22 protein-coding genes are annotated in these 22368 nt (G+C 62.0%); 9 read left to right on the forward strand and 13 right to left on the reverse strand.

The genetic code is table 11. The features are described from left to right. Positions 1-13: 13 nt before the first annotated feature. Positions 14-955 (reverse strand): Flp pilus assembly protein CpaB, encoded by a 942-nt coding sequence (cpaB, locus tag BM110_RS28925; protein ID WP_093514663.1) that lies wholly within the window; start codon positions 953-955, stop codon positions 14-16. Between the two features lie 331 nt (positions 956-1286). Between cpaB and BM110_RS28930 the strand changes: the two genes are divergently transcribed. Both BM110_RS28930 and BM110_RS28935 read left to right on the forward strand, forming a co-directional pair. Then, the gene (locus BM110_RS28930) at positions 1287-1478 is read left to right on the forward strand and encodes a Flp family type IVb pilin (protein ID WP_058423609.1); all 192 of its coding nucleotides are present in this window, start codon (positions 1287-1289) and stop codon (positions 1476-1478) included. Between the two features lie 58 nt (positions 1479-1536). Then, entirely contained in the window at positions 1537-1941 is a 405-nt protein-coding gene (locus BM110_RS28935; protein WP_071491573.1) for a response regulator, read from the forward strand. A gap of 19 nt (positions 1942-1960) precedes the next feature. Here the strand turns inward: BM110_RS28935 and BM110_RS28940 are convergent, their stop codons facing one another. From BM110_RS28940 to BM110_RS28955, 4 genes are all read right to left on the reverse strand, one after another. Further along, positions 1961-3643, reverse strand: a complete 1683-nt coding sequence (locus BM110_RS28940; protein ID WP_093514664.1) for a ShlB/FhaC/HecB family hemolysin secretion/activation protein — start codon at positions 3641-3643, stop codon at positions 1961-1963. A gap of 175 nt (positions 3644-3818) precedes the next feature. Next, the gene (locus tag BM110_RS28945; protein WP_175538875.1) at positions 3819-5357 is read right to left on the reverse strand and encodes a collagen-like triple helix repeat-containing protein; all 1539 of its coding nucleotides are present in this window, start codon (positions 5355-5357) and stop codon (positions 3819-3821) included. A 301-nt stretch (positions 5358-5658) separates the two neighbouring features. Next, a complete protein-coding gene (locus BM110_RS28950) occupies positions 5659-6507 on the reverse strand; it encodes a MaoC family dehydratase (protein ID WP_092250016.1) in 849 nt (282 codons plus the stop codon). 2 nt (positions 6508-6509) lie between these two features. Beyond that, complete coding sequence (locus BM110_RS28955; RefSeq protein ID WP_093514665.1) at positions 6510-7853, reverse strand: 3-oxoacyl-ACP reductase; 1344 nt, start codon at positions 7851-7853, stop codon at positions 6510-6512. Between the two features lie 105 nt (positions 7854-7958). On the opposite strand from BM110_RS28955, the gene BM110_RS28960 reads away from it, so the two are divergent. Both BM110_RS28960 and BM110_RS28965 read left to right on the forward strand, forming a co-directional pair. Continuing rightward, positions 7959-9236, forward strand: coding sequence for an acetyl-CoA C-acetyltransferase (locus BM110_RS28960; RefSeq protein WP_093514666.1), 1278 nt, complete (start codon positions 7959-7961; stop codon positions 9234-9236). A gap of 124 nt (positions 9237-9360) precedes the next feature. Beyond that, positions 9361-10260: a PA4780 family RIO1-like protein kinase gene (locus tag BM110_RS28965; RefSeq protein WP_014716761.1), complete on the forward strand. Its 900-nt coding sequence runs from the start codon at positions 9361-9363 to the stop codon at positions 10258-10260. 133 nt (positions 10261-10393) lie between these two features. Here the strand turns inward: BM110_RS28965 and cueR are convergent, their stop codons facing one another. The 3 genes from cueR to BM110_RS28980 all read right to left on the reverse strand — a co-directional run bounded on the left by cueR (position 10394) and on the right by BM110_RS28980 (position 13440). Next, a complete protein-coding gene (gene cueR / locus BM110_RS28970; RefSeq protein WP_092250025.1) occupies positions 10394-10795 on the reverse strand; it encodes a Cu(I)-responsive transcriptional regulator in 402 nt (133 codons plus the stop codon). Continuing rightward, complete coding sequence (locus BM110_RS28975; protein ID WP_093514667.1) at positions 10792-12993, reverse strand: heavy metal translocating P-type ATPase; 2202 nt, start codon at positions 12991-12993, stop codon at positions 10792-10794. The genes cueR and BM110_RS28975 overlap by 4 nt, the downstream gene beginning before the upstream one ends. Positions 12994-13059: 66 nt before the next feature. Next, complete coding sequence (locus BM110_RS28980; RefSeq protein ID WP_071491565.1) at positions 13060-13440, reverse strand: hypothetical protein; 381 nt, start codon at positions 13438-13440, stop codon at positions 13060-13062. 147 nt (positions 13441-13587) lie between these two features. On the opposite strand from BM110_RS28980, the gene BM110_RS28985 reads away from it, so the two are divergent. Beyond that, positions 13588-13785: a heavy-metal-associated domain-containing protein gene (locus BM110_RS28985; RefSeq protein ID WP_092250031.1), complete on the forward strand. Its 198-nt coding sequence runs from the start codon at positions 13588-13590 to the stop codon at positions 13783-13785. An 85-nt stretch (positions 13786-13870) separates the two neighbouring features. After that, positions 13871-15064 (forward strand): Bcr/CflA family multidrug efflux MFS transporter, encoded by a 1194-nt coding sequence (locus BM110_RS28990; protein WP_058423620.1) that lies wholly within the window; start codon positions 13871-13873, stop codon positions 15062-15064. An 8-nt stretch (positions 15065-15072) separates the two neighbouring features. Here the strand turns inward: BM110_RS28990 and BM110_RS28995 are convergent, their stop codons facing one another. The 3 genes from BM110_RS28995 to BM110_RS29005 form a co-directional block, all read right to left on the reverse strand. Continuing rightward, positions 15073-15255, reverse strand: coding sequence for a hypothetical protein (locus BM110_RS28995; RefSeq protein WP_071491563.1), 183 nt, complete (start codon positions 15253-15255; stop codon positions 15073-15075). A gap of 146 nt (positions 15256-15401) precedes the next feature. After that, the gene (locus BM110_RS29000; RefSeq protein ID WP_092250037.1) at positions 15402-16415 is read right to left on the reverse strand and encodes a zinc-binding alcohol dehydrogenase family protein; all 1014 of its coding nucleotides are present in this window, start codon (positions 16413-16415) and stop codon (positions 15402-15404) included. Positions 16416-16440: 25 nt separating this feature from the next. Next, complete coding sequence (locus BM110_RS29005) at positions 16441-16734, reverse strand: putative quinol monooxygenase (RefSeq protein WP_092250040.1); 294 nt, start codon at positions 16732-16734, stop codon at positions 16441-16443. A gap of 118 nt (positions 16735-16852) precedes the next feature. Here BM110_RS29005 and BM110_RS29010 point away from each other — a divergent pair, with 118 nt between their 5' ends. Together BM110_RS29010 and BM110_RS29015 are read left to right on the forward strand one after the other, a co-directional pair. Further along, on the forward strand, positions 16853-17779 hold the full coding sequence (locus BM110_RS29010) for a LysR family transcriptional regulator (RefSeq protein ID WP_071491560.1): 927 nt from the start codon (positions 16853-16855) through the stop codon (positions 17777-17779). Positions 17780-17916: 137 nt separating this feature from the next. After that, positions 17917-18606 carry an ArsR/SmtB family transcription factor gene (locus BM110_RS29015; protein ID WP_092250044.1) on the forward strand — a complete coding sequence of 230 codons (690 nt, stop codon included), beginning with the start codon at positions 17917-17919 and terminating at the stop codon, positions 18604-18606. Positions 18607-18656: 50 nt separating this feature from the next. Here BM110_RS29015 and BM110_RS29020 read toward each other — a convergent pair whose 3' ends face one another. Beyond that, a complete protein-coding gene (locus BM110_RS29020; protein WP_092250047.1) occupies positions 18657-19610 on the reverse strand; it encodes an adenosine deaminase in 954 nt (317 codons plus the stop codon). Between the two features lie 194 nt (positions 19611-19804). On the opposite strand from BM110_RS29020, the gene BM110_RS29025 reads away from it, so the two are divergent. Then, entirely contained in the window at positions 19805-20896 is a 1092-nt protein-coding gene (locus BM110_RS29025) for a calcium:cation antiporter (protein WP_093514668.1), read from the forward strand. Here the strand turns inward: BM110_RS29025 and BM110_RS29030 are convergent, their stop codons facing one another. Next, positions 20897-22252, reverse strand: coding sequence for an 8-oxoguanine deaminase (locus BM110_RS29030; protein WP_093514669.1), 1356 nt, complete (start codon positions 22250-22252; stop codon positions 20897-20899). Positions 22253-22368: the final 116 nt, after the last annotated feature.

Below are 22368 nucleotides of genomic sequence, written 5' to 3' on the forward strand. Positions count from 1 at the left end.
CATCCTTGCTCGATCACGGGGTTTGTGGTGCCGCCTGGGCACCGCGAATCACTTCAATGCCACGCCGTACGCCAGGCCCACCGCGAGCCGGCACGACGCGTTTGGGCGGGCCGGTCAACGCCAGTTGAGTGAACTGGTAAAGGTCGCGGTTAGCGCTTTCCAGCTTCTGCGCGGTGTCGTCTTCACCGGCCCAATAGCGGCTGAGCAGTTGTTCCTCGGCACTGCGCACGGCCAGGCGCAAGGTCCCGGCTTGTGCCGCGAGCATCATGCGGCTTAATAAAGGCTCCGGCACGGCCAGCACCACGGTGCGTGCGGTGAGTCGACGTTGTAGGGCCTGGGCGCGTTCTTCGGCGGTAGCCGGGGGTGGCACTGCCGGTTGGCCATCGTTGGCCAGGCCCAATTGATCACCGACGCTGAGCAGGCGCATCGCCGGTAGGACGATCTGGGCCGACTGTTCGGCGTTGCCGGCATCCTGGCGCAGGAACAGCAACACATCCACGTAATCGCCGGGGCTCAATTGGCCTGCGGCGCCGACCACCTCGTCCACGGCCACGGCCAGCGCGCGCTCGTTGGGGCGGATCATGCGCGAGAGGGGGCCGCCGGCGTTGAAACTGTCCTCGTTGAGCCAGGTACCGGCGCCGAGGGTTCTCAGAGGTATGCGCCCGATGGCCTGGTCGAGTTGGGTCAGGCTGCCGGCGGGCGCGGTGCGCAGTTTCTCGACGGACAGGTCCGCGGCGGTCAGTGGCGTAAAGGCAGGCACTTCATGCCGCAGGACGACCACCGGCTGGCGGGTTTGGTCTTCAGCGGCGGCGAGGGTTTTTTCAACGGAAACGACAGGTGCGGCAGGCGCTGCGACGGGCTCAGGTGCGCGACTCAACACCAGCCCCCAGTACCCGGCAATCAATGCCCCGATCAGCAACAAGCCGGCCAGGACCATGCTGATGCGACTGTTCATGACGGCTCTCCCTTTCCCGTTGCACTGCACACCCTGTTAATCCAAACGGGTTAATCCGCAACCTGGCTGTGATGAACATCTAACGATTTGGCTATTTGAAGGTAGCTCAGCTAGGACGAAATGCCATTACCGCGGGGAAAAATTATCTGAAGCAGAAAGTTGGCCTTTTAAACTGCGGTGTTGTGGCGTCAACGTTGCGACTAATACTTTGTGATTAATCCGTTCTTACAGTTGTGAGGCCAGGGTTTGTTGACAATGCTCTAATGGCACGCCGCGATCATCTGGTGGTAGAGCCTTTCCGGCTTTCAGTGGCGTTTTAGGGAGAAGTCCAATGTTCCTTGACATGATGTTGAAGCTGTATGTCCAAACCCAACTTTTTTTTCAACGCAAAGACGGTGCGTCCGGGATTGAGTACGCGATCATTGTGGCCATGGTTGCATTGGTGATCGTCGGTGCCGGTTCTGGGCTGGGAACTAAGATCAAATCGATCTTCGACAGCGTCGCCACTAAGATGACCACTTGATAGCGTCTTTTTCCATGTGGAAACGCCTTATCAACGTTCTTCCTGTCCAGGTACAGCCATGAGCGCCTCTTCGACTTCCCGCCAACAAATTCTTTTGGTGGATGACGAAGAGGACGCCCTGATCGAACTCGCCGAATCCCTCGAAAACGAAGGGTTTGTGTGCTTCACCGCCAATTCCGTCACCTTCGCCCTGCAAGAATTGACACTTCACCCCGACATCGCCCTGGTCATCACCGACCTGCGCATGCCTGAGGAAAGTGGCATTTCCTTGATCAAGCGCCTGCGCGAACACACCTCGCGCTCGCACTTGCCGGTGATTGTGATGTCGGGTCATGCCGAAATGGATGATGTGAGCGACATGCTGCGCCTGCAGGTGCTGGACCTGTTTCGCAAGCCGATCTACCTGGTGCGGTTGATCGATACGTTGAACAACCTCTTCCCCCTGCCCAAAGCGAAACCTTAGAGCCTGGCCTCTATGGGGATTACAGTTGGTAGCTGAAGCTCAGTGAGTAGCGCGGCCTGCGGTTGAAGCTGTCCAGCGCAATATCTGACATGGGTTTGGCGGCTTCCAATGCAATGTTGTAGTACTTGTTGTCACCAAAGCGCAGGCCCATCGCCGCAGATGACATATCGCTGGCCCTGACCGGCAGGTTGTTGAACCAGGACTTGGCGCGGTCGAACACGATATAGGGCTGCAGGATCCGCACCCACTCACCGGCGCGGTTGTAGCTGTAGTTGACCTCATACGCCAACCCCCAGCCCTTGTCGCCGGAACCTTGGTCATCGGGGTAGCCACGCCCGAAGTTCTGCCCGCCGAAGGTGGCACGCTCGCTGTCGGGCAGGGTGTCATCACTCCAGTAAAACGCTCCCGACAGCACGCCCTGCCAGTTATCGAAGAACTTGTCGCTCTGGACGCCGGACAGGCGCAGGCGGAAGAAATCCAGGTCTGGCTTGAGTCCTTCGAAATCACTACGGGTCTTGGCACCCATGCCGTCTATCCCCTGGTACAGGCCGGCACTGAGAATGCGTAACTGGCGCGTGTCGGCCTTGCGCCAGTCACCTTCAAAGGCCAGGGCGCGCAGGTCGGTTTCGATGTCGAAGCGCTGGGGGTAGCCCACCAGTTGGTAGCGCGTGGTCTGGTCGACCGCGTACAGGCGCGTGCCCAGGGTCAGCGACTCGTTGGGTGAGGCAATCAACGGATGGCTGAGGCCGACGGAATAGCGATCGATGGCCTGGTGCGGCTTGAGCGCGAAGCCGCTGCCCAGTTGCAGGCTGGTGTTGGGATCGGCGCGATAGCGCTCAGCGCCGAGCGCCAGTTGCGTCCCCTCGGCATTCACGAACTGGCTGTAGCCCACGCGGTAGTAATGCTCTTTATCCTTGCCAGGTGGGAGCAGACCGCTGATGTTGAGCTGCTCGCCCATGCTGGTCTGGGCGTTGCTGGTACCGGTAAGCAGGGCCTGCAGGCCACCACGGCTGTCGTCGGTCATGCTCATGCTGCTGGTGAAGGGTTTGCGGCTTGCGGTGATGTGCATGCTCGTGCCACCGTCAGTGGTACCGGGTGGTGGCACTTGGGCTTGCAACGTGACGCCCGGGATGCGGCCCATGAGCGTGGTGTAGCGCTCGAAGGTCTTGCGGGTCAGGGGGCGTTCGACCAGAAGCTTGTCGGCCAACTTGTCGACGTAGGTCGAGACCGAGCCGATGTCGCCACTTTGCTGGTAATCCTTGATATAGCCCTCCACCAGCACCACGCGCACCAGGCCGTTTTCAAAGTTCTGCTGGGGCAGGAACGCATAGGACAGCAGATAGCCGTCCTGTTGGTACCGACGTGTGATACCGCGGGTAGCTTCGATCAACTGCGCCAGGTTGGTCTCATGGCCGATCAACGGTTCGTAGGCTTTGGCGCTCTCGGCGAGAGGGTAGACCGTGCCACCCTCGATCTGCAGTTTGCGAATCGTCACCTTGGTGTCCATCATCAGCGGCTGGCCCTGGGTAGGCGGTGCTTCAGGCACCTGGGTTTGCGGCGTGACCGGTCGATAAGCATCGGCAGGGAGGTTGGGCACTGGCAAGTTGCGGATGGTGTCGTTGCTGTTGAGGAAGCTGGGAAGGGTCTCGGCCTGGGCGTAGGCGCTGAGAGAAAGCAATAACAACGGCGTCAACACGCGCATAGGACACTCCATGGTCAACTGCAGCAGCGTTTCGGGCCCACCGGGTTCTGGGACTCGGTTCGGGAGGAACATGGTGCCAAGCCGCATAAAAAAGACGAGAGACTTATTGGGGGTCTCTCGTCTCAACCAAGCGTAGGCGCTGTAGGTGAGGCCGTCTAATCGGCCAGGTGCATTTCTATTGACCGGTGAGGCCTGTGAGCAAACCGCCTACACCGGTGTTGGTGGTAGCGCCTGCACTGCCATTGGCGGAGGCGCCGACGCTCAAGCCACCGAGCAGGCCGCCACTGCTGCCGGTACCGCCAGTGACCAGGCCCCCGACCGAGCCTACCGTGCCGCCTACGGCACTGACGGTATTGCCCAGCGCGTTAGTGATCGGGTTGGCATTTGCACCGGTCAGCGTGGTCCCGACGTTGGTGACTGCGGCGCCCACGTTGGTCACCAGGCCGTTGACCGGAGCACCGACGCCTGTGGTTGTGCCGATGTTTTGCGTGAGGCTGGCCACGCCTGAGGTCACCGGATTGAGGGCTGCGCCGACATTGGTTGCCAGGCCTGCGACGGGTGCCGTTGCCCCCGTGTTGGCCACGCCGGTACCACCGATGACCGTGCCGAGGGAGGCGACGGTGCCGCCCAGCGCGCCACCGGTGACACCTGCTGCGCTGACCGCGCCGTTGGTGTTGCCAGCATTCAGCCCGTTACCGACATTTGCCACCAGGCCACCTACCAACTCAGGCAAGCCAGGTGCGGAAGCTCCACCCGCTGGAGCGACATAACCCCCTGATTTGTCGAGCACGCCACCGACGCCGGTCAATGCGCCACCCACGATGTCAGTGACGGGGTTACCGGTACCGCCTGCGCTGGCCACCTGGCCACCCAGGCCGGTGACTGCGGCACCGACCTTATCCACCAGGCCGTTTACCGGGTTTCCCAGACCGGTTGCGTTGCCGAGGTTGCCGGTGGTGTTTTCCACCAACGACACCACGGGTACCAGCACTCTTGCGCCGACAGTGCCGGTGATCGAGCCCAGCGGGCCGGTGGTGCTGGCGGTACTCAAGGTATCGCCGAGCATGGTGACGGCCTGGCCAACCTGGTCGACCAGGCCTCCTGCTGCGCCCCCTATACCGCCGGTCAGTCCGCCGACGACTGGAACACCGCCCAGCGTAGTGGACAACGATCTGCCAGTGGTCGAAAGGCCGTCGCCCAAGTCGGCGACGCCATTACCTACACCCGCCACGGTGATGCCTAAGGAATTGCTGTTTGTGCCCAGGGAGCCCAGGCCTGCAGTGACGCCGGTTCCAATACTGGTGACCGCATTGCCGGTTGCGGTGACCAGGCCTCCTGCGGTGGTGCCGACGATGGGGACGCTGGTCAAAGTGTCGCCCAGATCGCCGACGGCAGCGCCTACGTTACCCACGGTGCCACCCAGGGTACCGGCAATCTGGCCGGTGACCAGAGGTGTGCTGGTCGAGCCTGTGCCGCCACCCGTACCACCGCCTGTGCCGCCACCCGTGCCACCGCCTGTGCCACCACCTGTGCCGCCTGTGCCACTGCCATCACCGCCACCCGTGCCACCCCCGGTTCCTGCACCTGCATCCGGGGAGGATGCTGCAACGCTGGATTTGTGCCCACCACCACCGCTGCTGCAGCCGCCGAGTGCCAGTGCTACTGCCAGGGCCAGCGCGGTACTTGCTTTCCAAAACACGACTTGAGTTTTCATGATTGAGTTCCTTGCACCTGTACAACCTTGGTTGTCTTCAAGCGCTCGCTACTTCTGGGGATAGCGATGCGTTTGTCCGTGCGGCTATAACAGCCCCGGCGGTGTGTTCTCTCAATGCTCTACTTGGTATTAACGATTTATATACAGCAGCGATGTACCGGTTAAGCAACTAATGCCAAGGGTGTAGAGGAAGGGTGTATCAAGATGTATATATGTTATAAATCAATTGGTTAAATAAAAAAGCGGACTTCATAAAGTCCGCTATTACTTAGGGTGTATATATACAATTAATCTGTTTTTTTCAGGCGATCGGCCGCCACTTACCTACCATATGTTCAATATCGCCCGCGCCTTTCAACCGCAACTCTCCGCTGGAACCGGCGGCGCTGGACAATAACGTCACTTCACCGGGCAGGCGCACAGGTTTCCTGAACTCGACGTCGATCTCGATATTGGCGGCGGGCAAGTGTTCGCCGAGCGCGGCAACGGTGTGCGCCTTGTTCCACAACCCATGGGCGATGGCCTGGGGGAAGCCGAACAGCTTGGCGGTCAGGGCGCTGAGGTGGATCGGGTTGTAATCACCGGAGACTCGCGCATAACGACGGCCGATATCGGCGGGGGCTTTCCAGCGGGTCAGCTCGCTGACCTGGTCGGGGGGCGATTGGGCGATATCTTCTGCCGCGCCTTCCAGCTTCACGCCCCGGCACAACATGCGGCTTTCAGCTTCCCACAGCAGGCCGAGGGAGTCTTCAACGGTGGTGATCAGGTCGAAGGTTGCGCCCTTGGCGTGGGGCTTGAGGTTCTGCGCGTGTACAGCCACAGACAGGTCGCTCACACCCCCCAGGGGGCGATGAATGCGGATGCGGTTACTCAGGTGAATCAGCCCCAGCAGCGGGAACGGAAAACTCTTATCGGTGAGCAACTGCATCTGCAAACCGAACGCAAGGATATGCGGATACGTCGCCGGCAGGATCGGACTGTCGGCAAAGCCGCAGACCTTGCGATAGGCCGCTACCCGCTTGGGGTCGATGCTGACCCGGCAGCGCAACCCGTGCTCGGGCAGCGTGCGGCCGGTGATCTTGCGCTTGAGGGCCGCACGCCAATACAGCGGCGGCAGAGACGGTGCACTGTCTAACGTCTTCCATTGCATGGTTACGCCCCCAGCAGACTTTGCCCACACACCCGCAGCGCTTGCCCGCTGACCGCACCGGAACCCGGTTGGCCCAGCCAGGCCACCGCTTCGGCGACGTCCTGCGGCAGGCCGCCCTGGCCCAGCGAACTCATACGTCGCCCGGCCTCACGCAAGGCGAACGGGATATGCGCGGTCATCTGGGTTTCGATAAACCCCGGCGCCACGGCGTTGATACTGATGCCACGCTCCTTGAGCAGCGGCGCCCAGGCCTGTGCGAGGCCGATCAAGCCGGCCTTGCTCGCCGCATAGTTGGTTTGCCCACGGTTGCCGGCGATGCCGCTGATCGAAGCCAGCAGCACTACACGGGCGTTGTCGTGCAGGGTGCCGCTGTCGAGCAGCGCCTGGGTCAGTACCTGCGGTGCATTGAGGTTGACCGCCAGCACCGCGTCCCAGTATTCCGGGGTCATGTTTGCCAGGGTTTTGTCACGGGTGATACCCGCGTTATGCACCAGGATGTCGAGGCCTTCGGGCAAGTGTTCGATCAATTGGTTGCCGGCGTCTTCGGCGCAGATATCCAGCGCTACGGTGCCTGCACCCAGGCGTGCGGCCAGGGCGTCGAGGTCGGCCTTGGCCTGGGGCACGTCGAGCAGGATCACCTCGGCACCATCGCGGGCCAGGGTCTCGGCGATGGATGCCCCGATGCCCCGGGCGGCGCCGGTGACCAGCGCCTTGCGCCCGGCCAGGGGCCGTGTCCAATCTTCGACCAGTGTAGTGCAAGCCTCCAGGCGGATCACCTGGCCGGAGATATAGGCGCTTTTCGGCGAGAGGAAGAAGCGCAGGGCACCTTCCAACTGGTCTTCGGCACCGTCGCCGACATACAGCAATTGCAGCACGCCGCCGTTGCGCAACTCCTTGGCCAGCGAGCGGCTGAAACCTTCCAGGGCGCGTTGGGCACTGGCGGCGAACGGATCGCCGAGGCTTTCCGGCGCACGGCCGAGGATCACCAGGTGTGCGCTGTTATCCAGGTTTTTCAGCAGCGGCTGGAAGAACTCGCGCAGTTGCTTGAGCTGGTCGGTGTGTTGCAAGTCGCTGGCGTCGAACACGACGGCCTTGAGCTTGGGGCCGTGGCCGGGGATCCACGTCGACGTCTCAGCGCCGTAGGTGTAGATCGCGTCGGTGAGCTTGTTGGCGAACGCCTGCACCTTGCTGACCAGTGCACCGCCGCCCAGCAGCAATGCGCCTTCCACCGGGCGCAGGCGCCCGGCCTGCCAGCGTTCCAGGCGTACCGGCGACGGCAGGCCAATGGCGGCGACCAGACGATGGCCGAGGCTAGAGTTGGCGAAGTCGATATAACGGTCAGACATGGAACGCTCTCCGAAGGCTGGGGTTCAAAGGGTTGACCATCCCAGGGTAGCAGTCGTTCGACTAGGCTCAGTAATCCAGCCCATAACAGACAGAGGGAGCTTTCCATGACTCAATTGCGCCGTGTAGCGATCATTGGCGGTAACCGCATTCCCTTCGCCCGTTCCAATGGCCCCTATGCCACGGCGAGCAACCAGGCAATGCTGACCGCGGCCCTCGAAGGCCTGATCGAACGCTACAACCTGCACGGCCTGCGCCTGGGTGAAGTGGCTGCCGGCGCGGTGCTCAAGCACTCGAGGGATTTCAACCTGACCCGCGAATGTGTGCTCGGCTCGCGCCTGTCCCCGCAAACCCCGGCCTATGACATTCAACAGGCCTGCGGCACCGGCCTGGAAGCGGCGTTGCTGGTGGCCAACAAGATCGCCCTGGGCCAGATCGAATGCGGGATTGCCGGTGGGGTCGACACCACCTCCGACGCACCGATCGGGGTGAACGAAGGGCTGCGCAGGCTTTTGCTGCAAGCCAACCGCAGTAAGTCCATGGCGGATAAATTAAAAGTCCTGTTACAACTTCGTCCCCATCACCTCAAGCCGGAACTGCCGCGCAACGGCGAACCGCGTACCGGTTTGTCCATGGGCCAGCACTGCGAATTGATGGCGCAGACCTGGCAGATCCCCCGCGCCGAGCAGGACCAGTTGGCCCTGGAAAGCCACCAGAAAATGGCCGCCGCCTATGCCGAGGGCTGGCACAACGATCTGCTCACGCCGTTCCTGGGCCTGACCCGCGACAACAACCTGCGTCCCGACCTGACCCTGGAAAAACTCGCCGCCCTTAAACCCGCCTTCGAACGCAGCGCAAAGGGCACGCTCACTGCCGGCAACTCCACGCCGCTCACCGATGGCGCATCGCTGGTGCTCTTGGGCAGTGAAGCGTGGGCCAGGGAGCGCGGCCTGCCGATCCTCGCGTACCTGCGCGATGGCGAAGCGGCGGCGGTGGACTTCGTCAACGGTGCCGAAGGCCTGCTGATGGCGCCGGTGTATGCGGTACCACGCTTGCTGGCGAGGAACGGTCTGACGCTGCAGGACTTCGATTACTACGAGATCCACGAAGCCTTCGCTGCCCAAGTGTTGTGCACGCTCAAGGCTTGGGAGGATGCGGACTACTGCAAGACGCGCCTGGGACTTGACGCCCCCTTGGGTTCCATCGACCGTAGCCGCTTGAACGTTAAAGGCAGTTCCCTGGCCTCCGGCCATCCGTTTGCCGCCACCGGTGGGCGTATCGTTGCCAATCTGGCCAAGTTGCTGGACGCGGCGGGCAAGGGGCGTGGGCTGATTTCGATCTGCGCTGCGGGCGGTCAGGGTGTTACGGCGATCATCGAGCGCTGAAACTGGCATATTGGATGCATTCTTAAGTGATCAACGGTCGCTAGCCTCTCCCACCGGCGAGCTGATTGCCGTATAACGAGTGCCATACGCGTGTTTGGTAATACAGGACCCACAATAAAAGCTGATGAAGACTCCTAAACGCATTGAACCCCTGATCGAAGACGGTCTGGTCGACGAAGTGCTGCGCCCACTCATGAGTGGTAAAGAAGCAGCTGTTTATGTGGTGCGCTGCGGCAACGAATTGCGTTGCGCCAAGGTTTACAAGGAGGCGAACAAACGAAGTTTTCGTCAAGCGTCCGAATACCAGGAAGGCCGTAAGGTCCGTAACAGCCGGCAGGCCCGGGCCATGGCCAAGGGCTCCAAGTTCGGCAAGAAAGAAACCGAGGATGCCTGGCAGAACGCCGAAGTGGCTGCATTGTTCCGCCTGGCCGGTGCGGGCGTCCGCGTGCCCCAGCCGTTCGACTTCCTTGAAGGCGTGCTGCTGATGGAACTGGTGGCCGACGAGTACGGCGATGCGGCGCCGCGTCTGAACGACGTGGTGCTGGAACCGGACCAGGCGCGCGAATACCACGCCTTCCTGATTTCCCAGATCGTGCTGATGCTGTGTACCGGCCTGGTGCACGGTGACCTGTCCGAGTTCAACGTACTGCTCACGCCCACCGGCCCTGTGATCATCGACCTGCCCCAGGCGGTGGATGCGGCGGGCAACAACCACGCGTTCAGCATGCTGGAGCGGGACGTGGGCAACATGGCTTCCTATTTCGGGCGCTTTGCCCCGGAGTTGAAGAAGACCAAGTACGCCAAGGAAATGTGGGCGCTGTACGAAGCCGGCACGTTGCACCCTGCCAGCGTGTTGACCGGTGAGTTCGACGAGCCGGAAGAACTGGCAGACGTCGGCGGTGTGATCCGCGAGATCGAAGCGGCGCGGTTGGATGAAGAGCGCCGCCAGGCGATTCGCGCGGCGGACGATGCGCCGCCGAGCAAGGTGCCGGACGAACCGCCGCCGCCGCCGTGGATGCAGTGATTTCCAGATAACTGGAAATCACAATGTGGGAGGGGGCTTGCCCCCGATAGCGGTGGATCAGCCGGCTTATCTGTAGCTGACCCACTGCAATCGGGGGCAAGCCCCCTCCCACATTGGATTTGTGCACATTCGGTCAGGCGCAGCAGCTTCCGGACGCCAACTCCTTGAGAATCGGACAATCCGGCCGATGATCGCCCTGGCAGTGCTCCACCAGGTCCTGCAAGGTATCGCGCAGTTGCCCCAGCTCAAGAATCTTCTGGTTCAATGCCTCGATATGCTGGCGCGCCAAGGCTTTTACATCGGCGCTGGCCCGTTGCCGGTCCTGCCACAGGGTCAGTAGCCTGCCGACTTCCTCCAGAGAAAATCCCAGGTCGCGCGAGCGTTTGATAAACGCCAGGGTGTGCAGGTCATCCGCGCCGTACACGCGATAGCCACTGTCGGTGCGGTGGGCTGGCTTCAGCAGGCCGATGGATTCGTAGTAGCGAATCATCTTGGCGCTGAGCCCGGTCTGGCGTGCGGCTTGGCCGATGTTCATGGGCGTCGATCCTCCAGGTCCTTGGGTTTCCAGGTCTTCAACAGTAAGGCATTGCTGACCACGCTGACACTCGACAAGGCCATTGCCGCGCCGGCCAATACCGGGTTGAGCAGGCCGAATGCGGCCAATGGAATGCCGATCAGGTTATACACAAAGGCCCAGAACAGGTTCTGACGGATCTTGGCGTAGGTCTTGCGGCTGATCTCCAGGGCTGCTGGCACCAGGCGCGGGTCGCCGCGCATCAGGGTGATACCGGCCGCGTGCATGGCCACGTCGGTGCCACCGCCCATGGCAATGCCGATATCGGCGGCGGCCAGGGCCGGGGCGTCGTTGATGCCGTCGCCGACCATGGCCACCACGCCGGTTGTCTTCAGCTCAGTGACAGTTGCGGCTTTATCGGCGGGCAGCACTTCGGCGTGTACATCGTCGATACCCAAAGCCTCGGCGACCACGCGCGCGCTGCCGTGATTATCACCGGTGAGCAAATGGCTGCTGATGTGCCGGGCCTTGAGTTGCCGTACCGCTTGCAGCGCGCCGGGCTTGAGCGTATCGCCAAAAGCGAACAGCCCCAGCACTCGCGGTTGGGCGCCTTGCTCGATCAGCCAGGACAACGTGCGGCCTTCGGCTTCCCAGGCCTTGGCCGAGTCCGCCAGGCCCCCCGCGTTCAAGCCGTTTTCTTCGAGCAGGCGGCGATTGCCCAGGGCCAGCGACTGGCCGTCCAGGGTTCCGGCGATGCCGCGTCCGGTCAGGGATTGGCTGGCCGTCACATCGGCAACTGCCAACCCTTGTTCCTTGCACGCATCCAATACGGCTTTGGCCAAAGGGTGTTCACTGCCGCGTTGCAGTGCGCCGGCGTGTTGCAGCAGCCGCGCTTCGTTGCCATCCACGGCGACCAAGTGGGCGATTTTCGGGGCGCCTGAGGTGAGGGTGCCGGTCTTGTCGAAGACCACGGCGCTCACTTCATGGGCGCGCTCCAGGGCCTCGGCGTCCTTGATCAGGATGCCGTGGCGGGCGGCAACGCCGGTGCCGGCCATGATTGCGGTGGGTGTGGCCAGGCCCAAGGCACAGGGGCAGGCGATCACCAGCACAGCCACGGCATTGATGATCGCGGTCTCCAGGGAAGCACCGTACAGCCACCAGCCCACCAGGGTGATCAACGCCAGCACCAGCACGGCCGGGACAAACACTTGGCTGACTTTATCCACCAGCTTCTGGATCGGTGCCTTGGCGGCCTGGGCGTCTTCCACCAGACGGATGATCCGCGCCAGCACGCTTTCGGCGCCGAGGGCCAGGGTGCGTACCAGCAGGCGGCCTTCGCCGTTGATGGCGCCACCGGTGACTTTGTCGCCAGGTTGCTTTGGCACCGGCAGGCTTTCGCCGCTGATCAACGCTTCGTCGGCGTGGCTCTGACCCTCGACCACTTCACCGTCCACCGGGAAGCGTTCGCCGGGTTTCACCAGCACCAGGTCATTGAGCTTGAGGACGCTGATGGCGACGTCTTCTTCGCGGCCATCCAGTACCCGAATCGCTCGCTCCGGGCGCAGGGCTTCCAGGGCGCGGATGGCGCTGGCGGTCTGGCGTTTGGCGCGGCTCTCCAGGTATTTACCCAGTAGCACCAGGGCGATCACCACGGCCGACGCTTCGAAGTACAGGTGCGGCGTCATGCCTGGGTGAGCGGTGAGCCACTCGTAGATACTCAGGCCGTAACCGGCGCTGGTGCCGATGGCGACCAGCAGGTCCATATTGCCGGCACCGGCCCGCACGGCTTTCCAGGCAGCAATATAAAAGCGTGCGCCGAAGATGAATTGGACCGGCGTGGCCAGGGCGAACTGCGCCCAGGCCGGCAGCATCCAGTGCAGGCCGAAGGGCTCCACCAGCATCGGCAATACCAACGGCAGTGCCAGCAGGATCGCCAGCAGCAACGACCAACGCTCGCGGTGCAGGCGCCGGGCCTGATCGGCATCGGTGGTGGTTTCGCTTTGGGGCAGGCTGGCGGTGTAGCCGGCTTTGTCGACGGCGGCAATCAGCACGCCGGGGTCCATCACACCGAGCACTTCGACATGGGCGCGTTCATTGGCCAGGTTGACGCTGACGCTTTGCACCCCCGGCACCTTGCTCAGCGCGCGCTCGACCCGGCCGGCACAGCTGGCGCAGGTCATGCCGCCGATGGGCAGGTCAAAGGTGGTGGATCCATTCATGGGGCAGTCCTCCAGGAGAAGTTGCCCCTAGCATCAACCTTGACCTGTGGGGAAGGTCAAGCGCCTTCAGTATTCCAATGCGGCGGGCTTGAGGTACATGCCGTCCGGGCCCTGGGCAATGCGCAACTTGCGCACATCACCGACCTTGAGCGTGATGTTCTGCGCAGGCGGTGCCAGCAGGCCCGGCAGGCAACCCGGGGATTGGCCCGGCAGTAACTTCAGGCGCAGTGACAGGTTGCCCGCCGGCAGGTTGAACGAGGTGGCCTGCTCCTGGAACAGCCGGCCCGCCAACTGGTCATTCAGGTACAGACCGATTTCGCAGTTGGTCGGCACCTCCAGGCGTTCCCGGGAAATGATCAGCACCGCATAGTCTTCTGCGGCGAATGCTTGGGGCGCGGCGGCCGACAGGCTCATCAGGCCGGCAAGGGCAAAAAACGACCAGCGCATGGCGAATGCTCCGTGGTGTGAATCGAAGATGAGTGAAGCTTGGCCTTTGAAGCGGCCAAATACCAGCCCGGCAGAAACTTCCGGAACTTGACCTTGCCATCGTGGCAAGGTCGAGACTGGGTCCAACCTCATCAAAGGAGTCATGTCATGCAAGTATTCAGCGTTGAAGGAATGACCTGCGGCCATTGCGTTCGAGCGGTGACCCAGGCGGTGCAGAACCAGGACCCGGCGGCCAGCGTGAAGGTCGACCTGGCTGCAAAAGAGGTGGGCGTCGAGAGCCGCTTGTCTGCCGAGCAAGTGATCGAGGCAATCAAAGACGAGGGCTATAGCGCCAAGCTCGCCTGACGCGGACCAATAGTTAGCGAGCTATCGTGTTCAACGCACCCAAGCGCGGCTAGACTATCGGGCTGTCGACTCACTTGGGTGCCCGATGAACCTCCGCATAATTCTGATCCTGGGTGCCTTGAGCGCCTTCGCGCCGCTGGCGATCGATTTTTACCTGCCGGGCTTCCCGGCCATGGCCAAGGCCTTTGCCACCGATGAAAAACACATCCAGCTGACCCTGGCGGTGTATTTCGGCGGCCTGGCCATCGGCCAGTTGATCTACGGTCCATTGGCTGACCGCTTTGGTCGGCGCGGTCCGCTGCTCAGCGGCGTCACCTTGTTCACCTTGGCCTCCTTCGCCTGCGCCTTTGCGCCTTCACTGGAATGGTTGATTGGCGCGCGTTTCGTGCAGGCCCTGGGCGGCTGCGCGGGCATGGTGATTTCCCGTGCCGTGGTCAGCGACAAATGCGACGCGGTGGGGTCGGCCAAAGTCTTTTCCCAACTGATGCTGGTCACTGGCCTGGCGCCGATCCTCGCGCCGCTGGCCGGTGGGTTGATGGTGGGGCTGTGGGGCTGGCAGTCGATTTTCCTGGCGCTGTCGATATTCAGCGTAATGGCGGCCATCGCGGTCGCCGTCGGGTTGCCGGAAACCTTTCCGGCCCATCAGCCGCGCCAGCCGTTGTCCGGCTCGTTGCGTCGCTATGCGGCCTTGTTGTCGGACCGCGTCTACCTCGGGTATGCCCTCACCGGTGGCATTTCGATTGCCGGGATGTTTGCCTACATCGCCGGTTCACCGTTCGTGTTTATCCAACTCTATGGCGTGCCGGCCGAGCATTACGGCTGGCTGTTCGGCTCCAACGCGGCGGGTTTTATCCTCGTGGCGCAGGTCAATGCGCGGCTGCTGTCCAAGCGCGGCCCGGCGTTCCTGCTGTCGCGCAGTGTGTGGGTCTACCTGTTGGCGGCGTTGACGTTGCTGGGTATCGCGGCATTGCGCACCGATGCATTGTGGCCATTGCTGGTGCCGCTGTTTATCTGCATTGCCAGCCTGGGCTGCATTCTGCCTAACACTTCGGCCTGCGCCATGAGCGGGCAGGGTGCACGGGCCGGTAGCGCTTCGGCGTTGCTCGGCTGCATTCAGTTTGGCGTGGCCGCCGGCGCTGCTTCGTTGGTCGGCGTGTTGCACGACGGCACGGCGATGCCGATGGCCATGGTCATCAGCTTGTGCGGTGTACTGGCGGTGACGATTGCGATGTCGACCCAGCGCCTGCAACGCAAACGGGCCTTGCAGGCGCAGGTCTGAAGAGCGGGTCAGCCAGCGGCAGAACGTTGCTGGCTGATGGGGAAACGGTGGGGGGCCTGGATACGGGCTTGCAGGGTGTCGGCAAAGGCGCGGGCCTCGGCCTCGGTGCGGAAGGTGAAGGCGTCCTGGTCGAGACGCACCTGCCATTTATTGCCTGCGGATTTTGCTAACGCTTTTATCAGGATCTTCATTGCTGACTTCCTCACGTAAAAGAATCGTGGCAAAGGCGGCCAATATAAACCCGAATACGCTCACAAATATGACAAGGATCAACTCTCTGACTAGCGGTGTCGTCCATTACTCACATGAATAATGGACGACGCTGACAGCCGTTTTTTCAGAACCCTTCCAGCACGATCTTGCCCTTGGCCTTGCCGCTTTCCAGCAGCGCATGGGCACGGCGCAGGTTGGCCGCATTGATCACGCCGAAGTGTTCGCCCACCGTGGTTTTCAGGGTGCCGGCGTCGATCAGTTCGGCCACGCGGTTGAGCAGGTTGTGCTGCTCGATCATGTCCGGCGTCTCGAACATCGAGCGGGTGTACATGAACTCCCAATGCAACGACAGGCTTTTGCGCTTGAGCTTGCTGACGTCCAGCGCCTTGGGATCGTCGATCAGCGCCAGCTTGCCCTGGGGTTGCAGAGCCTCGACCAGCTGGTCCAGATGATGATCGGTCTGGGTCAGGCTGGCGACGTGGGTCACGTGCGGGTGGCCGGCACTTTTCAGCGCTTCGCTCAAGGGTTGGCTGTGGTCGATCACCAGCTCGGCGCCGAGGTCCCTGGCCCACGCCTGGGTTTCCGGGCGCGAAGCGGTGCCGATCACTTTCAAGGCGGTGAGCTGGCTGGCCAATTGAGTCAGGATCGAGCCCACACCACCGGCGGCACCGACGATCAGCAGGCTCTGGCCTTCATCCTGTTTACCCTCACGCACTTGCAGGCGTTCGAACAGCAGCTCCCAGGCGGTGATCGCCGTCAGTGGCAGCGCGGCGGCTTCGGCAAAGCCCAGGCTTTTCGGCATATGGCCGACGATGCGCTCGTCCACGGTGTGCAGTTCGCTGTTGCCGCCTGGGCGCACCAGGGAACCGGCGTAGAACACCTTGTCACCGGTCTTGAACAGCGTCACGTCGCTGCCGACGGCCTTGACCACACCGGCGACGTCCCAGCCCAGGACCTTGGCGGCGCCGTTTTCCGGGGCGACGTTCTGGCGCACCTTGGTGTCCACCGGGTTGACCGAGATGGCTTTGACTTCCACCAGCAGGTCACGCGGGCCGGCGACGGGCGCTGGCAGCTCGATGTCTTGCAAGGCGTTTGGATCGTTGATCGGCAGTGAGGCGTAGTAGGCAATGGCTTTCATGATGGCTCCAGAAAAAGGGCGATGATCAGGCGAGAAATTTCAGGCGCTTGAGTTCGAAGTGTTCGATTACATCAGCGGCCTGGGTGCGAAAGCTCTGGATATGCGCGCTCTGGTCGTGGTCGGCGAGCGCCGCTTCGTCGCTCCAGCGTTCGAGCATGTAGAAGGTCTCGGGGTGTTGCAGGTCTTGGTGCAGGTCGTATTGTTCGCAACCGGCCTCCAGGCGCGTGGGTTCCAGCAGGCCGCGCAGCAAGGGTTCCAGGGTGGCTTGTTGGCCGGGTTTGGCGATCAGCGTGGCAATGACGTTAAAGGCGGTGGACATAGTCAACTCCAGACACGTGATGAACGGGATGCACAGATGATTGGCTATTTCCCGCGCAGATAAAAGCGGCTAAAACAGCAGTCTGTTTCAATGAAATTTTGATAATGGGCGGGAACACATGCTGCGCTTTGATGATTTGCAGTTGTTTGTACGGGCGGCGGACCTCGGCAGCCTGTCCGCAGCGGCACGGGTGATGGACCTGTCGCCCGCCGTAGCCAGCGCCGCGCTCAAGCGTATCGAACAGCAACTGGACGCGCGCTTGCTGGCGCGTTCCACCCGCAGCTTGCGCCTGACGGCCGAAGGCGAGGGCTTCCTGGAGTATGCCCGTGCTGCGTTGAGTTCACTGGACGAGGGGCGCCGTTTATTGGCCAGCGGCCAGGACCATGTCAGCGGCGTGCTGCAGCTGTCCGCCCCGTCGGATTTCGGGCGTAACCAGTTGCTGCCGTGGCTGGATGAATTTCAGCGTGAGTATCCGCAACTTACCGTGCGTCTGCTGTTGGGTGATCGGATTGCCGACCTGTTTCGCCAGCCGGTGGATATTGCCCTGCGCTATGGTGAGCCCGAGGATTCGAGCCTTATCGCGCTGCCGGTTGCGCCGGAGAATGTTCGCGTGCTGTGTGCCTCCCCCAGCTACCTCGCCCGTTATGGTCAGCCTCGGCACCTGGAGCAATTGGCCCAGCACAATTGCCTGCTCTATATGCTCGGAAGCCGGGTTCATGACCACTGGACGTTCCACGACGGCAAACGTGAAGTGAGCTTGACCGTCACGGGGGACCGCTTCAGTGACGATGCCGACGTGGTCCGTCGTTGGGCGGTGGCGGGTGTGGGGATTGCCTACAAATCCTGGCTGGATGTCAGCACCGATGTGCTCGCGGGCCGCTTGCGCCTGATCCTGCCGGAGCTGCGTGGTGAGCGCACGCCGCTCAATCTGCTGTGTGCCCATCGTGCGCAACTGAGCAAGCCCATCAACCTGTTGCGGGAAATGCTCGTATCTCGCTGTGCGACGTTGACCGCTCAATGGCCGGAGCGATTGAGCGCGACGTAGCGCCTTCCATCAGAGCAGGAAATTTCACTCAGGTCCTGTCCCTATCCGCGCTGTCAGACGCCGTGGAACCGGTGGTTTGCGCCCCTATACTCTGGCTCCCACATCAGTAGAAAAATAAGCCAACAGGGAGTGAAAAGATGGAAGCAGCACCTTGCATCAGTCAGATCGCCAGCTTGCTCGCCGAGCCCAAGCGCACCGCCATGCTGTGGGCCTTGATGGACGGTTCAGCCAAGTCACCGATAGAGTTGGCGACGTTCGCCGGTTTGTCCACGACCTCCGCCCATGCGCACCTGGCGCGACTGACCGCAGGCGGTTTGCTGCGTGTGGAAGCCAGGCGTGGCAAGCGCCTGTTTCGCGTGGCGGCGCCGGATGTCAGTGCAGCCATCGATGCCCTGGCCAGGACCACCATGGCCTGCGCTGCGCGCAGCGCGCCGGATGCTTTGCCGCCGACCCTGATTGCTCCGCCGTCGTTACGTCATGCCCGTTTGTGCCATGGGCACCTTGGTGGCGAGTTGGGGGCGCAGTTGTATCAACATCTGCTGGACGCAGGCTGGATCGAGCGCTACGAACAGCGTCCCGATGTCACGGTGAAGGGCGCCCAGCACTTGGCAAAACTGGGGATTTTTACCCAGGCATTGGCGTCGCCGCTAGTGTGTAACTGCTTTGACTGGAGCCAGCAGCAGCCGCACCTGGGCGGTGCGTTGGGGGCGGGGTTGTTGCAATTGTTTTTGCAGTCGAACTGGATCTGCGTGAGCAATGAGTCCCAGGCCTTGCAGGTCAGTGCCATCGGGCGCAGGGCGATCAGCCGGTTGGCCGTGCCTGAGTGATGGTCCAGGCATTGACTGTGCAGGAGCCGGCAAGCCGGCTCCCACGGGTATTACGGTTTGACCAGTCGCGCATCCAGGCTGTTTTGCGCCAGGCGTCTGGCCTGGTCCTGGGTCATGCCCAGTGAACTGTACAACGCGTGGAAGTTCTCGGTGACATAACCGCCGAAGTACGCCGGGTCATCCGAGTTCACGGTCACCTTCACGCCACGCTCGAGCATGTCGAGGATGTTGTGCTGGGCCATGTCGTCGAACACGCACAGCTTGGTGTTGGACAGCGGGCACACGGTCAGTGGGATCTGCTCGTCGATGATGCGCTGCATCAGGCGCTCGTCTTCGATGGCGCGTACGCCATGGTCGATACGCTGGATTTTCAGCAGGTCGATGGCTTCCCAGATGTACTCCGGCGGGCCTTCTTCACCGGCGTGGGCGACGGTGAGGAAGCCTTCGTGGCGGGCACGGTCGAACACACGCTGGAATTTGCTTGGCGGGTGACCCATTTCAGAGCTGTCCAGGCCCACGGCCACGAACGCGTCGCGGAACGGCAGGGCCTGGTCGAGGGTTTTTTCGGCTTCGGCTTCGCTCAGGTGGCGCAGGAAGCTGAGGATCAAGCCGCTGGTGATCCCCAGTTGCTGCTCGCCATCTTTCAGCGCCGCAGCGATGCCGTTGAGTACCACTTCGAACGGTATGCCACGGTCGGTGTGGGTTTGCGGGTCGAAGAAGGGTTCAGTGTGGATCACGTTCTGCGCTTTGCAGCGCAGCAGATAGGCCCAGGTCAGGTCGTAGAAATCCTGGGAAGTGCGCAGCACGTCGGCGCCCTTGTAATACAGGTCGAGGAATTCCTGCAGGTTGTTGAAGGCGTAGGCCTTGCGCAGGGTTTCGACGTCGTTCCACGGCAGCGCAATCTTGTTGCGCTCGGCCAGGGCGAACAGCAACTCCGGCTCCAGCGAGCCTTCCAGATGCAGGTGCAGTTCAGCCTTGGGCAGGGCGTTGAGCCAATCGTACATTTTCTAAATTCTCATCAGGTGCAATGAAGGCATTCTACAGGCCATGGCTGAAATAATCGGCAAAACCTGACCAGCAGGATTGCTTTCGTTGCATTCACGCAAGGGCGTTGTGAACTAAGGTGTAACGAAACGTTAGCGGCTTGGCGCAGTCTGTACCCCATCAATGACTGATTTGCTGTACTAAAAGGCCCGGAATGCTCACATCCCTCAAGCAAGAAAAATTCATGCTGCTGGCGCTGATTGCCGCCATCGCTGCCTATCCGCTGGAGCACTGGATGCTCCATAGTGGCCAAATCACGGCGCTGCTGGCCGGTGTGGTGCTGATCGGCTTTATCGTGGTGGCGTCGATGCGCGTGGCCCATCACGCCGAGCAGCTCGCGGAAAAAGTCGGCGATCCCTACGGCACCATGATCCTCACCCTCGCCGCCGTGCTGGTGGAAGTGGTGATCCTGGCGATCATGATGAGCAATGAGCCATCGCCCACCCTGGTGCGCGACACCATCTATTCGGCGGTGATGCTCGACATCAACGGGATCCTCGGCCTGGCCGCGCTGATGGGCGGCATCAAGCATGGTGAACAGTCCTACAACGATGACTCGGCACGCACCTACAGCGTGATGATCCTCACCGCCATGGGTGTGTCGATGGTGGTGCCGGAATTTATCCCCGAAGCCGACTGGAAAATCTATTCGGCCTTCACCATTGGCGCGATGGTGGTGTTGTACACCCTGTTCCTGCGTATGCAGGTTGGGCCGCACAGTTACTTCTTCAGCTACAGCTACCCGGAAAAGCGCCGCAAGAAACTGCCGGAAGAACAGGAAGCGCCGGCGGTCAACCTGGCGTTTTCCATTGGCACGCTGGTGTTTGGGGTGATAGTGATCGGTGCACTGGCCGAGGTGATGTCCAAGACCTTGGACCTGGGCCTGGAAGGCACAGGCGCGCCGCCGGTGATCACGGCGATCGTGGTCGCGGCCATTTCGGCGGCACCGGAGATTCTGACCGCGTTGCGGGCGGCGTTGGCGAACCGCATGCAGTCGGTGGTGAATATCGCGCTGGGTGCTTCGCTGTCGACGGTGATCCTGACGGTGCCGGTGATGGAGGCGATGGCGCTCTACACCGGGCAGCCGTTCCAGATGGCGATGACGCCGGTGCAGACCGTGATGGTGTTTATCACGCTGATCGTCAGCGCGATCAACCTCAACGATGGCGAAACCAACGCCATCGAAGGGATGACCCATTTCGTGCTGTTTGCGACCTTTATCATGCTGTCGCTGTTGGGGTTGTAATCAGCCAGCGATCAACTGACGCGCAGCCTGGGTGTGATCGGCGATCAGGCCCTTGAGGTCCAGGCCTTCGACCTTGCCGTCGATCACGCGCCATTTGCCGCCGATCATTACCCGGTCCGCACGGTCGGCGCCGCACAACAGCAACGCCGAAATCGGATCATGGCTACCGGAGAAGCGCAGCTCGTCGAGCTTGAAAAGCGCCAGGTCGGCCTGCTTGCCTACAGCCAACTCACCGATATCCGTACGCCCCAGCAACTGCGCCGAACCTTTGGTCGCCCAACCCAGCACACCTTCCGGGGTGATCTTTTCCGCGCCGTAACGCAGGCGCTGGATGTACAACGCCTGGCGCGCTTCAAGGATCATATTCGACGCGTCGTTGGACGCGGAACCGTCCACGCCCAGGCCGATAGGTGCGCCGGCCGCGAGCAGGTCCAGGGTCGGGCAGATGCCGGACGCCAGGCGCATGTTCGAGCTTGGGCAATGGCAGATGCCGGTGCCGGCAGCGCCCAGGCGCGCGATTTCATCCGGGTTGAAGTGAATGCCATGGGCCAGCCACGTGCGCGGACCGAGCCAGCCGACGCTGTCCAGGTAATCCACGGTACGCAGGCCGAAACGTTGCAGGCAGAAATCCTCCTCGTCGAGGGTTTCCGCCAGGTGGGTGTGCAGGCGCACATCCAGGCGATTGGCCAGTTCAGCGCTGGCTTCCATGATTTCCGGGGTGACGGAAAACGGCGAGCAGGGCGCCAGTGCAATCTGGATCTGCGCGCCGTCGCCACGCTGGTGGTATTCACGGATCAGGCGCTGGCTGTCTTCGAGGATGACCTGGCCCTGTTGCACCGTCTGTTGCGGCGGCAGGCCACCGTCGGCCTCGCCCAGGCTCATGGAACCGCGGGTGAGCATGGCGCGCATGCCCAATTCGCGCACGCTTTGCACTTGCACGTCGATAGCGTTTTCCAGGCCCTCGGGGAACAGGTAGTGGTGGTCTGCCGCCGTGGTGCAGCCCGAGAGCAGCAGTTCGGCCAACGCAACTTTACTGGCCAGTGCGAGTTTTTCCGGGGTGAGCCGTGCCCAGACCGGGTACAGGGTCTTCAACCAGGGAAACAACTGCTGATTGACCACCGGTGCCCAGGCGCGGGTCAGGGTTTGATAGAAGTGATGGTGGGTGTTGATCAGCCCCGGCAGGACCACATGTTCACGGGCATCGAACACCTGTGCGCAGGGCTGCGTGGGTTCTTGGCCCTGGGCCAGCACTTCGGTGATCACACCGTCCTGCAGCACCAGGCCGCCACGGGCGTCGAGGCCGTTGGCCGGGAAAATCGCGAGGGGGTTTTTTAACCAGCTACGGGTCGCAGGCATTGGCCGGCTCCTCTGAATGATGGGTTCAGGTTTGCCAGCTCAGTGTTGCCCTGTCTGCTGATCCAGGGTCGCCCGTGAGGGCGAGGTGGGCAGTCTACGCGCGGATTGTTATCGAC

Source organism: Pseudomonas sp. NFPP28, assembly GCF_900115535.1.
Taxonomy (GTDB): Bacteria; Pseudomonadota; Gammaproteobacteria; order Pseudomonadales; family Pseudomonadaceae; genus Aquipseudomonas; species Aquipseudomonas extremorientalis.

What these genes read in the sequence shown, in the direction of transcription:
- cpaB (WP_093514663.1), bottom strand. Translation starts at nt 955, where the DNA reads ATGAACAGTCGCATCAGCATGGTCCTGGCCGGCTTGTTGCTGATCGGG.
- BM110_RS28930 (WP_058423609.1), top strand. Translation starts at nt 1,287, where the DNA reads ATGTTCCTTGACATGATGTTGAAGCTGTATGTCCAAACCCAACTTTTT.
- BM110_RS28935 (WP_071491573.1), top strand. Translation starts at nt 1,537, where the DNA reads ATGAGCGCCTCTTCGACTTCCCGCCAACAAATTCTTTTGGTGGATGAC.
- BM110_RS28940 (WP_093514664.1), bottom strand. Translation starts at nt 3,643, where the DNA reads ATGCGCGTGTTGACGCCGTTGTTATTGCTTTCTCTCAGCGCCTACGCC.
- BM110_RS28945 (WP_175538875.1), bottom strand. Translation starts at nt 5,357, where the DNA reads ATGAAAACTCAAGTCGTGTTTTGGAAAGCAAGTACCGCGCTGGCCCTG.
- BM110_RS28950 (WP_092250016.1), bottom strand. Translation starts at nt 6,507, where the DNA reads ATGCAATGGAAGACGTTAGACAGTGCACCGTCTCTGCCGCCGCTGTAT.
- BM110_RS28955 (WP_093514665.1), bottom strand. Translation starts at nt 7,853, where the DNA reads ATGTCTGACCGTTATATCGACTTCGCCAACTCTAGCCTCGGCCATCGT.
- BM110_RS28960 (WP_093514666.1), top strand. Translation starts at nt 7,959, where the DNA reads ATGACTCAATTGCGCCGTGTAGCGATCATTGGCGGTAACCGCATTCCC.
- BM110_RS28965 (WP_014716761.1), top strand. Translation starts at nt 9,361, where the DNA reads ATGAAGACTCCTAAACGCATTGAACCCCTGATCGAAGACGGTCTGGTC.
- cueR (WP_092250025.1), bottom strand. Translation starts at nt 10,795, where the DNA reads ATGAACATCGGCCAAGCCGCACGCCAGACCGGGCTCAGCGCCAAGATG.
- BM110_RS28975 (WP_093514667.1), bottom strand. Translation starts at nt 12,993, where the DNA reads ATGAATGGATCCACCACCTTTGACCTGCCCATCGGCGGCATGACCTGC.
- BM110_RS28980 (WP_071491565.1), bottom strand. Translation starts at nt 13,440, where the DNA reads ATGCGCTGGTCGTTTTTTGCCCTTGCCGGCCTGATGAGCCTGTCGGCC.
- BM110_RS28985 (WP_092250031.1), top strand. Translation starts at nt 13,588, where the DNA reads ATGCAAGTATTCAGCGTTGAAGGAATGACCTGCGGCCATTGCGTTCGA.
- BM110_RS28990 (WP_058423620.1), top strand. Translation starts at nt 13,871, where the DNA reads ATGAACCTCCGCATAATTCTGATCCTGGGTGCCTTGAGCGCCTTCGCG.
- BM110_RS28995 (WP_071491563.1), bottom strand. Translation starts at nt 15,255, where the DNA reads ATGAAGATCCTGATAAAAGCGTTAGCAAAATCCGCAGGCAATAAATGG.
- BM110_RS29000 (WP_092250037.1), bottom strand. Translation starts at nt 16,415, where the DNA reads ATGAAAGCCATTGCCTACTACGCCTCACTGCCGATCAACGATCCAAAC.
- BM110_RS29005 (WP_092250040.1), bottom strand. Translation starts at nt 16,734, where the DNA reads ATGTCCACCGCCTTTAACGTCATTGCCACGCTGATCGCCAAACCCGGC.
- BM110_RS29010 (WP_071491560.1), top strand. Translation starts at nt 16,853, where the DNA reads ATGCTGCGCTTTGATGATTTGCAGTTGTTTGTACGGGCGGCGGACCTC.
- BM110_RS29015 (WP_092250044.1), top strand. Translation starts at nt 17,917, where the DNA reads ATGGAAGCAGCACCTTGCATCAGTCAGATCGCCAGCTTGCTCGCCGAG.
- BM110_RS29020 (WP_092250047.1), bottom strand. Translation starts at nt 19,610, where the DNA reads ATGTACGATTGGCTCAACGCCCTGCCCAAGGCTGAACTGCACCTGCAT.
- BM110_RS29025 (WP_093514668.1), top strand. Translation starts at nt 19,805, where the DNA reads ATGCTCACATCCCTCAAGCAAGAAAAATTCATGCTGCTGGCGCTGATT.
- BM110_RS29030 (WP_093514669.1), bottom strand. Translation starts at nt 22,252, where the DNA reads ATGCCTGCGACCCGTAGCTGGTTAAAAAACCCCCTCGCGATTTTCCCG.